At 67.1% G+C, this 12,335-nt stretch carries 8 protein-coding genes; 7 read left to right on the top strand and 1 reads right to left on the bottom strand.

The window, feature by feature from the left end:
• The first annotated feature begins 32 nt into the window (after window positions 1-32).
• The 7 genes from F8O03_RS02385 (at window position 33) to F8O03_RS02415 (ending at window position 11,145) form a co-directional block, all read left to right on the top strand.
• Window positions 33-212: a hypothetical protein gene (locus F8O03_RS02385; protein ID WP_104251852.1), complete on the top strand. Its 180-nt coding sequence runs from the start codon at window positions 33-35 to the stop codon at window positions 210-212.
• A gap of 70 nt (window positions 213-282) precedes the next feature.
• Entirely contained in the window at window positions 283-1,572 is a 1,290-nt protein-coding gene (locus F8O03_RS02390; protein WP_151422226.1) for an MFS transporter, read from the top strand.
• Between the two features lie 43 nt (window positions 1,573-1,615).
• A complete protein-coding gene (locus F8O03_RS02395; RefSeq protein ID WP_151422227.1) occupies window positions 1,616-2,851 on the top strand; it encodes a hypothetical protein in 1,236 nt (411 codons plus the stop codon).
• A 182-nt stretch (window positions 2,852-3,033) separates the two neighbouring features.
• A complete protein-coding gene (locus F8O03_RS02400; protein WP_151422228.1) occupies window positions 3,034-5,601 on the top strand; it encodes a LuxR C-terminal-related transcriptional regulator in 2,568 nt (855 codons plus the stop codon).
• Between the two features lie 250 nt (window positions 5,602-5,851).
• Window positions 5,852-6,568 carry a hypothetical protein gene (locus tag F8O03_RS02405; protein ID WP_151422229.1) on the top strand — a complete coding sequence of 239 codons (717 nt, stop codon included), beginning with the start codon at window positions 5,852-5,854 and terminating at the stop codon, window positions 6,566-6,568.
• Window positions 6,569-6,767: 199 nt separating this feature from the next.
• On the top strand, window positions 6,768-9,299 hold the full coding sequence (locus tag F8O03_RS02410) for an ATP-dependent Clp protease ATP-binding subunit (protein WP_151422230.1): 2,532 nt from the start codon (window positions 6,768-6,770) through the stop codon (window positions 9,297-9,299).
• Between the two features lie 745 nt (window positions 9,300-10,044).
• The gene (locus F8O03_RS02415; protein WP_151422231.1) at window positions 10,045-11,145 is read left to right on the top strand and encodes a hypothetical protein; all 1,101 of its coding nucleotides are present in this window, start codon (window positions 10,045-10,047) and stop codon (window positions 11,143-11,145) included.
• A gap of 238 nt (window positions 11,146-11,383) precedes the next feature.
• Here F8O03_RS02415 and F8O03_RS02420 read toward each other — a convergent pair whose 3' ends face one another.
• Window positions 11,384-12,334 (bottom strand): permease prefix domain 1-containing protein, encoded by a 951-nt coding sequence (locus tag F8O03_RS02420; RefSeq protein WP_151422232.1) that lies wholly within the window; start codon window positions 12,332-12,334, stop codon window positions 11,384-11,386.
• Window position 12,335: the final 1 nt, after the last annotated feature.

The following is a 12,335-nucleotide window of genomic DNA, read 5'->3' on the forward strand; positions in this document are numbered from 1 at the left end:
GCGGGGAGGGTATCGCGTAGACTCACTCCATCATGGACTTCTTCCTCAACGCACTCTGGTCGATCATCCCGACGGTGATCATCGGGGCCGCGTTCTTCTGGATCCTGACGTCGATCCTCTCCGGCGATCGCCGCGAGCGTGCCATGGCCGACAAGATCGAGCGCGAAGAACGCGCCCGCCTCGGCCTCCCGCAGCTCGACGCGAACAGCTAGCACCTCCCTCCTCTCCACCCTGACCTCCTCGCCGAAGAGGGGGTCAGTTCTCGTCGTCTGGACCCGACCCATGTCTTTCCTGCTCAACTGGGCGTCGCCCAAGCCGCTCGGCACGCCGTTCCGGTTCCTGCTGTCGTCCTCGCTGTTCTCGAACCTCGCCGACGGCATCCTCATCGCGGCGGGGCCGCTACTCGTCGCGAGCCTCACCCGCGACCCGTTGCTCGTCTCGCTCGCGCTCGTCGTCCAGCAGCTTCCGTGGCTCGTGTTCGGTCTCTTCGCGGGTGTCGTCGCCGACCGTCTCCCGCGCGTCGCGATCATCGTCGCGGGGGCCCTGAGCAGAGTCCTGATGCTCGCGATCATCGGCGCGCTCGTGCTGACCGACACCATCAACCTGCCGATCCTCTACGTCGCCCTGTTCCTCGTCGGCTCAGCCGAGGTGTTCACTGACAACGCGTGGACCTCGATCGTTCCTGATCTCGTGCCGTCGAAGGAGCTCGGCATCGGGAACTCGCGCCTCATCGCGAGTCAGACCGTCATGAACCAGCTCGCGGGGCCAGCCATCGGTGGGGCCATCTTCGCCGTCGGGCACGCACTGCCGTACGGTGTGACCGTCGTCTCGCTGCTCTTCGCCGTCGTGCTGGTCTCGCGCATCACGTCGCCGCCGGTCTCGACCGCGACGACAGGGCCGATAGAGACCGTGCGCTCGGTTGCGCGCGTCCGCCGGGACATCGCGAAGGGCTTCGCGTGGCTCTGGCAGAACCCGCCAGTTCGCACGCTCGCGATCATCCTGTTCGCCTTCAACATCACCTACGGCATGACGTACGGGGTGCTCGTGCTCTACGCGAAGCAGCGCCTGGGTCTCGACGACGCCGGATACGGCCTGCTTCTCGCCGTCTCGGCCCTCGGCGGGCTGGTGGGCACGGCGCTCTACGCTCGCCTCGAGCGTCGGTTCTCGTACACGAGCCTCATGCGCGCCTGCCTCGCGCTCGAGACCGTGCTCCATCTTGTGCTCGCGGCGACAGCGAACGTCATCGTCGCCGGCGCGACCATGTTCGTCTTCGGGATGTACTCGGTCATTTGGGCAACGCTCGCGAGCACGATCCGAGGCCGTGCCGTGCCGAGTCGGATGCGCGGCCGTGTGTCGAGCGTCTACTTCCTCGGCATGATCGGCGGCATGGCGGTCGGCTCGTTCGTGGGCGGGCTCATCGGCCAGGGGTTCGGTATCGTCGCCACGATCTGGGTCGCGTTCGGGGTCAGCATCCTCATCCTGGCGCTCGTCTGGCGGTCGTTGGTCAACGTCGGTCGAGCGGGCGCTCTGAGGGAGCACCCAGATAGCTCCGGGGAGCGCGGCGTAACCTGATCCGCATCGTGCTGGATCGAGGACGCGGAGGAGGGTGCTGACGATGCCGCGTTCTCTCCTGCCTGCCCTTATCGCGGCCGTCATGATGACGATGCTCGCCGGATGCGCGTCCGGGCCCTTCCCAGCGGTCCAGTCGGCCCTCGATTCCTTCAATCAGACCCTGCGATCACTTCCAGGCGTCGAGGCGTCGAGCCTCGACCGGCCGCCCGTCGACGGGGCGGTGAAGATCGACCTCATCGTCACGCTGACCGACGAGGTGACGGAGGATGAGCTGGCCGATATCGGCGACTTCGCGTCGACGTTCCCGACCGTCCAGCTTGGCCAGGGCCAGTACCCCGGCGCAGTCGAGCTGCGCCTCGCAGGTTCGGCCTACTCGTACTTCGACCTGCCCACCCCTGAGGCCCTGCACGCGCAGCTCGCCTACTGGCGCCAACTCGTCGCGGTGGGGTTCGAGTCGATCTCGACACGCACCTACTCCGCGCCGGTGACTGCCGGGATGCTCGAGGCGACCGACAGCGTCGCCGGTGACCCTTCCGCGGACCGTGCCTCGCAGCATGGCGAGTTCGCGCAGGAGGAGGCGCCTCCCACGAGCTCGCTGGGGGGCTCCGCGCCGGACGCGACCCCGACGGCCTCGAGCGCGCCCGCGCTCACCTCGGCGGCGCGGGGTCGTCTTGTCGTCGTCGAGCTCTCGAGCGACGAGCGCGACGACGACGCGCGCACCGCGCAGCTGCTCGACGCCGCCCGCTCGCTCGACGATCCCGGCGCCGCGACGGGGGAGTGGGACCTCATGGGGCTCGCCCCGTTCACGACCGGCCAGTTCGTCCAGTCCGCGCTGCCGACCGCTGACCAGATCGACTTCGTTCGCGAGACGAGGGCTGTGTTCGACGAGTCGGACCAGCTCGCGAGCGTGCACGTGCGAGTGGACGATTCCTCGGCGGGCAGCACGCAGGTGAACGTCACCGCCTTCGACGACACCATGGAGGGTGTCAAGTCCGCCGATGCGGCCGAGACGTTCCGCGAGACGGCCGAGTGGTCTGAGCTCATGCAGCTGGTTCCGGAGCTGCAGCAGACCAACCGCGACTTCAGCGTCAACTTCGTCGGCAACAACCTCACCGGGCTCGGAGTGTTCGAGCTCAAGTTCGGCGTCCGGGACTGCGGCTTCTGGTCCGGCTCGCAGTGGCCCGACCTGTCGCGGGACCTCGAGATGGCCTGGGCTGCCAGCCTGCAGGGCGCGAATGCTCCGACCGTCGCTGCACAGGTCTGCGCAGCACAGCGCTGACCTTCCTCCGAGAACTGGCTTCGGGGTTAACCGGGTGGAGCGAGGCGCGCATAGCCGATGCAGGGGGAAATCCCGGCAAATGCTCAATTGTCCGGATCTCGTCAAACTCGCGTTCTGGGGTTAGAGTCATGACCATCCATTTGGTAGGTGAATTGTCATGAAGTTGAGCTGGGGTGAACGGGATGCACGCAACGACGCGTGAACTGCTGGTCAGAGAGCGGCTCCTCCGCGCGCTCGATGACGACACGGCACGCATCACGCTCCTGCACGCGCCGAGCGGGTATGGCAAGACCACGCTCCTGCGCATGTGGGTCGATGCTGGTCGTCACACCGGGCGCCTGCTCTGGGTCACCTTCGGCGCATCCACGACGACGCGCAACAGCGTGTGGGAGCAGATCGCACGCGCCGCCCTGCGCGAGGGGCTGGTCACCAGTCTCCAGTTCGAAGACCTCCTGACGCTCATCAACACCGACGACTTCGAGAAGCGAGACCTCATCGCCGCCATGCGCGGCGAGGGGGCGTTCACGATCATCCTCGACGGCTACGAGCGCCTCGGCGACCTCGCCCGCGTCATCGACGAGGACCTGCTGCGCGGTACGGAGCACGTGCCGGGCATGCGTGCCATCGTCGCAGCGCGGGGTCGCACGACACTCGGCCAGCAACGGCTGCAGCTGCACGACCGGGTCCACGTCATCAGCAACGTCGACCTCGAGTTCACCGAAGCGGAAGTCGACGAGTTCTTCACGCTCGTCGTCGGCGAGAGCCGCCACGCCGCGCCGCGGGACGTGTACGAGGCGACCGGCGGGTACGCGATCGCCGTCCGCGCCGCCATCCTCGAACTCTCGCGGTCCGGCCCCCGAGCGGCGCACTGGCGAGAGAACGCGCTCAACTCGACCAATCTCTCGGGGCAGCTGCCCAACGAAGAGCTCGCGAACTTCGCCCGCATCACCAGTGTCGTCCCCTACTTCGACACGTCCCTCGCGCGGATGCTCGTTCCGAACACCGACCCGGACGCCGCCATCCGAGTGCTCGAAGCCGACGGATTCGGGCGGCACATCGCGTTCACGCGCACGAGTCGTGCGTTCCAGTACGTGACCGCGCTGCGCGAGGCGCTGCACGAGGAGCTGCGCACCGAATCACCGGCCGAGTACAAGCGCGCGGCATCCATCGCCTCCGCCTGGCTCGGTGGAAACGGCGACCCTGAAGGTGCGCTCGACCTGGCCCTGGAGGTCGGGGACTACGAGCTCGCCTCGCGCATCTGCGCGCGCCTCCTGCTCTCGGTCGTCGAGGCGTACACGACCGACCGCTACGAGGCGCGCCTGCAGCACCTCCCGCAGGAGGTCCTCGCCGCATACCCGATCCTCGCGTTCGTGCTCGGCCTCGCGCGCCTCGCCAACCCCGTCCTGCGCGGCGGGGCGAAGCCGCTGCTGCAGATCGCGGCAGGCATGCGCATCCCGAACGGCCTGTCACCGGAACGGCGCACCGAGTACCTCTGCTTCAAGGTCTTCGCGTCGCGGACACTCGGCCGGTACCAGGAGTCGGCGGAGCTCGCACGGCAAGTGCTCGACGTGGTTGCGGCGCAGGGGGCGGCGGGCTCGTCGACGACGCTCTCTCCGGTCTTCACGCGGGGTGCAGCGCTCTCCCTCTTCCTCGTCGGAGATGTCAAAGGGGCGCACGCGGCCGTCGCGAGCACGTTCGTCGTGCCGCAGTCGCAGAGCTCCCGCAATCTCTCGTTCTCGGACGCGGCAGGCTACAAGGCCATCGATGGTGACATGCCGGCGTCGAGGGCGATGCTCGCGCAGATCGACGACGGGGCCTGGACGACCACCAGCGAACGAGGTCACCTCGGCACGTTCGGGCACATCGCCCGGTCGTACGGATACCTCGAGGACCAGGAGTGGGCGATGGCGCGAGCCACCCTCGAAGACATTGAGCGGCACACCGTCACCTCCGACCTGTGGCCGCACCTCCAAGAGCCCATCATGCTCGCGAGGCTCGCGCAGGGCGAGGCGCTCGCCGAGGCGCGACGCGTCGAGGAGATGCTCGACGGGCCACTCGCCACCCCGGGGAACGCCGAGAGCCTCGGGCTCTTCAGGGTGAAGGCGTTCCTGGTGGTGCTGTGGCTCGCGGCCGGGCGACCCGCGCGGGCGCGCAAGCTGCTCGACGGGTATGCGGCGGACGACTTCCGCACCCTCCCCGCGAGGGCGCTGCTCGCCCTCGTCGATGGAGACGCCGACCAATCGATGCGGCTCGTCTCGCGCTCGCTCGACTTCGTGAAGACGCCGAGGATGCGCATGTCGGTGCACGCGCTCGGCGCAGCCGCGTCCCTTCGGGCGGGGGACCGGGACGTCGCACTCAGCATGGTCGGCCTCGCCTCGAGCCTCGGGCGCGAGTACGGACTCGTCTCTCCGCTGCTGCTGCTGCCGGACCGCGATCGCGAGGCGCTCGCGATCCTGAGTCGCGAGTCGGGTGGCGCGGATGATGTGGAGATGTTTGATTCGCTCGACGTCGCGACCACCATCCAGGAAGTGAGTGCGATGCCGCAGTTCACGGAGCGCGAGCGAGTCGTGGTTCACGCGCTCGCACGGCATGCGTCACCCGCCCGGATCGCGGAGGAGCTGTTCGTCTCGCCCAACACCGTGAAGACCCAGTTGCGCTCCGCGTACAAGAAGCTCGGCGTGCATTCCCGGCCAGAGGCCCTCCGTCGCGCGGAGTCGCTTGGGCTCCTCCGTGACAGAAGTGACGACTAACCCGTCTCACTCTTCACGCGCAAGCCACCTCGGGGTGAAGCCCGGGGTGGTTTTCTCGTTGCTGACAAGGTCAATGGTCAGTCGTTTATTTGTATCTACAAATTAGGGTGAAGTCCGGGGTGACTTCGCGGTGAAGAACCCGTATTCGGGGTGCTATTGACGCGCCTGGCGCTCTCAACGGTGACGCCAGCGCAGGACGCGCCACTCCGGCGCGGATGCACTTACCCCGATGTGCCGAAGAGGTTCCCCTTTGTCTGAAACCCCCAGCTCCCCAGTCGTTCCCGCCGCATCCACCGCGGCCGGCACATCCACCCGTCGCTCAGTGCTGCGCGCCGCCGCGTGGACCACGCCCGTCATCGCGCTCGCCACGGCGGCGCCCGCGCAGGCGGCATCGCGGTGCGTGAACAAGACCAACTTCAACGCGCTCACCACGGGCACGAAGCCCACCCAGATCGCGTTCCCGGGAACGGGGGTCACCGCCACGCTGAGCTACGTCGGCTACGGCGGCTTCACCGGCTCCTCGACCAACGGCGCCGTCCAGAACGGCCCGCAGGGTGGAAACCCCGCCACGCAGAAGTGGATCAAGTTCGAGAACGCCACCGCCAGCTACGGCAGCGGCCTCGACGTGAAGATCGTCTTCAGCGAACCCGTCAACAAGCTCTCCTTCACGCTCTTCGACCTCGACTGGGCCGACGGCAACCACCGCGACGCCGTCATCGCGACCACCCCGCCCACGTCGTTCACCATCGCACCCGCGCTGCAGGGCAACGGCACGCTCGGAAACCCCTGGCGCAAGATCACCGTCGGCGAGATCCCGAGCACCTCGCTCAACGGCAACGTGCAGCTCAACTACACGGGGCCGATCACCGAGGTCAACTTCCGGTACTTCCAGGACCTCAACGTCCAGGGCTCGAACCACAACCAGCTCATCGGGCTGAGCGACCTCGCGTTCGACAAGTGCCTCTGACGCAGAACAGCTGAACGGCGAAGGCGTCGCCGCGCGGTCCGACCGGACCCGCGGCGGCGCTTCTCTGTGCCCCGGGTATGCATCCGCACGCCCAGGGCGAACAGGGGAGGGTTTCGGGGGTGGTCGCCGTTACTCTCGGTGTACACGGCCCCCGACCCTGTAGCCAGGTGTCGAGGTCAGGGAGTCGAAGGAGAAACGGATGTTCGAGAGATTTACCGACCGCGCCCGGCGCGTGATCGTCCTCGCCCAAGAAGAGGCGAAGATGCTCAACCACAACTACATCGGGACCGAGCACATCCTCCTCGGCCTCATCCACGAGGGTGAAGGGGTCGCCGCCAAGGCGCTCGAATCCCTCGACATCTCACTGCCTGCCGTTCGCGAGCAGGTCCAGGAGATCATCGGCCAGGGGCAGCAGCGTCCAACGGGGCACATCCCGTTCACGCCGCGCGCCAAGAAGGTGCTCGAGCTCTCGCTCCGCGAAGCTCTGCAGCTCGGCCACAACTACATCGGCACCGAGCACATCCTGCTCGGCCTGATCCGCGAGGGCGAGGGTGTCGCAGCCCAGGTGCTCGTGAAGCTCGGCGCCGACCTCAACCGGGTCCGCCAGCAGGTCATCCAGCTGCTGAGCGGCTTCCAGGGCAAGGAGCAGGTCGTCGCTGGCGCAGACCAGCCGCAGCAGGCAGCCCAGGGCTCCGCCGTGCTCGACCAGTTCGGCCGCAACCTCACGCAGGCCGCGCGCGAAGGCAAGCTCGACCCCGTCATCGGGCGCGAGAAGCAGATCGAGCGCGTCATGCAGATCCTGTCGCGTCGCTCGAAGAACAACCCGGTCCTCATCGGCGAGCCCGGCGTCGGCAAGACCGCCGTCGTCGAAGGCCTCGCCCAGGCGATCGTCACCGGCCAGGTGCCCGAGACGCTCAAGGACAAGCAGCTCTACTCGCTCGACCTCGGCTCGCTCATCGCCGGCTCCCGCTACCGCGGTGACTTCGAAGAGCGCCTCAAGAAGGTCACCAAGGAGATCCGCACGCGCGGCGACATCATCGTCTTCATCGACGAGATCCACACCCTCGTGGGTGCTGGTGCCGCCGAGGGTGCGATCGATGCCGCGAGCATCCTGAAGCCGCTCCTCGCACGAGGCGAGCTCCAGACCATCGGCGCGACGACGATCGACGAGTACAAGAAGCACTTCGAGAAGGATGCGGCGCTCGAGCGACGCTTCCAGCCCATTCAGGTGGAAGAGCCGTCGATCGCGCACACGATCAACATCCTCAAGGGTCTCCGCGACAAGTACGAGGCGTTCCACAAGGTGTCCATCACCGACGACGCCATCGTCGCCGCTGCCACCCTCGCAGACCGCTACGTCTCCGACCGGTTCCTGCCGGACAAGGCGATCGACCTCCTCGACGAGGCGGGCGCACGCCTCCGCCTCTCCGTGCTCTCATCGCCGCCTGAGCTGCGCGAGCTCGACGAGAAGATCGCGATCGTCCGCGCCGACAAGGAGCAGGCCATCGAGCTGCAGGACTTCGAAGGCGCCGCGTCACTGCGCGACGACGAGAAGAACCTGCTCGGCGAGCGCCTCCGCCTCGAGAAGCAGTGGAAGTCGGGCGACGTCAAGTCGACCGGCACCGTCGACGAGGGTCTGATCGCCGAGGTCCTCTCGCAGGCCACCGGCATCCCCGTCTTCAAGCTCACCGAGGAAGAGACCGCGCGTCTCGTCTTCATGGAAGATGCCCTGCACCAGCGGGTCATCGGCCAGAACGAGGCCATCGCGGCCCTGTCCAAGACCATCCGCCGCACCCGTGCCGGACTCAAGGACCCGAACCGCCCATCCGGCTCATTCATCTTCGCCGGCCCCACGGGTGTCGGAAAGACGGAGCTCGCCAAGGCGCTCGCGGAGTTCCTCTTCGACGACGAGTCGGCGCTCATCTCGCTCGACATGTCGGAATTCGGCGAGAAGCACACCGTCTCGCGGCTCTTCGGTGCCCCTCCAGGCTTCGTCGGCTTCGAAGAGGGTGGCCAGCTCACCGAGAAGGTGCGCCGCAAGCCGTTCTCCGTGGTCCTGTTCGACGAGATCGAGAAGGCCCACCCGGACATCTTCAACTCGCTCCTGCAGGTGCTTGAAGAAGGGCGTCTCACCGACGGCCAGGGTCGCGTCGTGGACTTCAAGAACACGGTCATCATCATGACGACCAACCTCGGCACGAAGGGCATCTCCGGCGGCCCCGTCGGCTTCCAGCTCGAAGGCGACGCCTCGGTGTCGTACGACAACATGAAGTCGAAGGTCAACGAAGAGCTCAAGAAGCACTTCAAGCCCGAGTTCCTGAACCGCGTCGACGACACGATCGTGTTCCCGCAGCTCTCCACCAACGAGCTGCTGCAGATCGTGGACCTCTTCATCGGTCGCCTCAGCGAGCGCATGCTCGACCGCGACATGACCGTCGAGATCACCGAGCTCGCCAAGCGCAAGCTCATCAAGGTCGGTTTCGACCCGACGCTCGGCGCCCGACCGCTGCGTCGTGCCGTGCAGCACGAAGTGGAAGACCTCCTCTCCGAGAAGATCCTCCGCGGCGAGCTCAAGGCCGGCGACCACGTCGAGGTCGACTACCCGGAAGACGAGTTCGTGTTCAACGTCACGAAGCGCCTCGTCCCCGAGACGGTCGCAGCAGGCGGCGTCACCTCGCAGGCCGAGGGCATCATCGCCGACTCAGGCGAGGGCGACGCGCAGACCGCGTAACCCGCTCGCGCAGGGAGAACGAAGCCCCCGCATCCACCGGATGCGGGGGCTTCGTCGTCATTGGCGAGCGGCGTTTTTCTGCACGCGCCCGTGTATCGCGGGTCCTGGTACATCCGGCGCGAAGAGTGAGGCAGATGCACGCCTGGCCGCGCATCGAAGGTGTCTCTAGCTGACTCCTCTCGTGGATGGGTGGGTGGATGGGTGGGTGGATGGGCGGCTGGGTGCTTCTGCCATGGCGAAAAGTGAGGCAGATGCAGGCTCCCGAGCGATTTGAGCTGCTTCTCACTCACTCTTCTTGTGGATGGGCGGGTGGTGGTCTGCGTCGTACGGGCGCGCCGCGAACCTTCACGCATCCGCTGCAAAGAGTGAGGCAGATGCAGGCTCCCGAGCAGTTTGAACTGCGTCTCACTGACTCCTCGCGTGGATGGGTGTATGGGTGATGGCGGCTGGGCTGGGGGTGCGTGGGCCGTCGCGCGTCCGCTGTGAAGAGTGAGGCAGATGCAGGCTCGGACGCGCATCAAAGATGCTCCTTGCTGACTCTTCTGGCAGAAGGACGAAGGTCGCCCGATGAGGCCTTCGCCCGGCTGCGAAAAGTGGAGCAGTTGCATGCTCGGTCGCGCTCGCGGATGCTTCTTGCTGACTCTCGCTGACTCTTGCTGCTTCTTGCTAACTCTGGCGAAGGATACGCGGGGGTGGCGAACAGCCCAGGTGCGCGCTATCCACAGGCCAGGGGATCGGCGGCGCTGTGGGTCACGCACGCTCCTACGATCTGGCCATGACGAAACCGTGGAATGCCGAGCAAGCATCCGGCGCAGGCGCGCCCTGGCGCCCGCGCCTGCCGTTGCGTGCCGCACTCGGGGCGAAGGCAATCAGCGTCGGTGATGCGCGCAAGGCGGGCGTCGGTCGGGGCGCGCTGAGCAACCGGGGGCTTGAGCGCCCCTTCTACGGTGTTCGACAGGTGCCGCCGCAACCGCCTCGGGCCGGCAGTCAGGCGCGTGGCCGGTCGGTCGACGAGTTCCAGGTGCTCAGGATTCGGCAGCGCCGACGCATCCTGGCCTACGTCCCTCGGTTGCGCCCCGGTCAGGCATTCGGCCCGCGCGCCACGGCCATGCTTCACGGGTTGCCGTTGCCCGTGCGCATGCTGCGCGATACGACCGTCGACGTCATCGTGCCGCAAGGTGCCTGCCGCCCGAACGCCGCGGGGGTCAAGGCACGGGGCGTGCCCGGACGCAATTTCGATATGCAGACGGTCAATGGTGTGCCGTGCACACCCCCGGAGCTGCTCTACTGTCTACTCGCGCGGGATCTGTCCGAGGTCGACCTGCTCGCAGTCGGCGACGCGCTCATCACCGAGGCGGACAACTACCCGAACCGCACATGGTTCACTGCGCTGTCCAGCGCTGAGCAACTCACCTCGGCAGTGATCCGCTGGTCACCCGGAACGGGGAGCGCGCAGCTCCGCAAGGTGACGCCCATGATCCGGCTCGGCGTCGAGTCACCCTACGAGACCTCCATGCGCTTCCATCTGCACGAATCCGGCTACCCGGAGCTGACCCTGCAGCTCTCCATCTTCCACAACGGCATCGAACTGGCGAGAGCGGACGGGGCAGATCCCGAAGCTCGCATCCTCTACGACTTCGACGGCGACGGCCACCGCGTCGACAAGCGGCAGTTCCGGAAAGATGTCAGGCGCCCGCGTCTCCTGCGTATGCTCGGCTGGCACGACGAGCGGCTCACGGTCGAAGACCTCGAGCCGAGCCCGGACGCTTTCGTCAAATACGCCCACGAACTGAGGCGCCGACGGCTTGCGGAGCTGACGAGCCAGACGCCCCGAGCCGAAGAGTGAGCCAGACGCACACCCTGCGCGGCCGGAGCGTGCATCCCCCTCACTTCTTTGGGCACTGGGCGCTGGCATTGGGCGCTGGCGTTGGGGCTGGGGCTGGGGCTGAGGCTGGCGCCGGGCTCCAAGTCGAGCCAGATCAGTGAGCCAGATGCCTGCTCAGCTGGGCTGACAGATGCATCTGGCTCACTCTTCCCCAAAACGCTAGCGCGCACCCGCGAGCAGCTCGCGCGGTGCCCGCGAGCTACCGCGTGGCCTTCCGGAAGCCGTCCCAGATGTCCCAGACGCTGGTGGTGACGACCCCGAAGGCGACGAGAACCGAGACGATCGTCGTCACCGTCGCCGCGCTGTCCGCGCTCGGGATGATCGTGATGAAGAAGTCCGGGTTCAGGAGCAGGCCGCGACCGAGCGCCGTGAGCAGCAGGGACATGAACAGGACGGCCAGCACCGCGTTCGCCCAAGCGAGAGGCAGCGTCACGCGCCCGGCCCGGTACAGGGCCACGCTGTAGACCGCTTCGAAGATGAACAGCACGAGCAGCCCCAGCGCCCACCACGGCCAGAGATCCTGGCCGAAGAACGACAGTCCCGGCTGGGCCGGCACGAATCCGACGAAATGGTCCCACGCGATCGCGCCCGTCCCGAGCACGAGGAACACCAGCGACGCCACGAGTTCGGTCGCTCCAGCCCCGGTCTGGCGGATCTCCGGGAGGTCGGCGACGCTCCACCTGCCGTCCCCTGTCGGGGTGTCGGTGCGGTCGAGGATGAAGAAGACGAGGGTCGTCCAGAAGGTGACGTGCATGATCACGCTGAGGATGATCACCACGACCTCCGCGATGATCTCGCCGATGTTGCTCCCGAGCAGCGTCTGCGCGATGGCGACCCCGAGCGCCGCGCATGCGGGGATGATCCAGAGCATCACCTTCAGCAGGCGCCACCACATGAGGTAGTAGCGCGGGCCGATCAGATACAGCTTCCGGTCCGTGTAGCTCGCGGCCAGCAGCTCCGGGTCGCCGAGGTCCGTGAGCACGGCTGCTTCTGCGACCGTGGCCTGCTCACCGGCCTCGGTGCGCGCATCCACCAGGTCCTGGATGGAGGCGCGGAGCTCAGCCTCGAGGTCCGCCCGCTGGTCGTCGGGCACTGTGCGCATCGCGGCGCTGACGTAGCGCTCGGTCAGGGTGTCGTTGATGGCGGTCATG

This window comes from Pseudoclavibacter terrae (assembly GCF_008831075.1).
In the GTDB taxonomy this organism is placed as follows: Bacteria; Actinomycetota; Actinomycetes; order Actinomycetales; family Microbacteriaceae; genus Pseudoclavibacter; species Pseudoclavibacter terrae.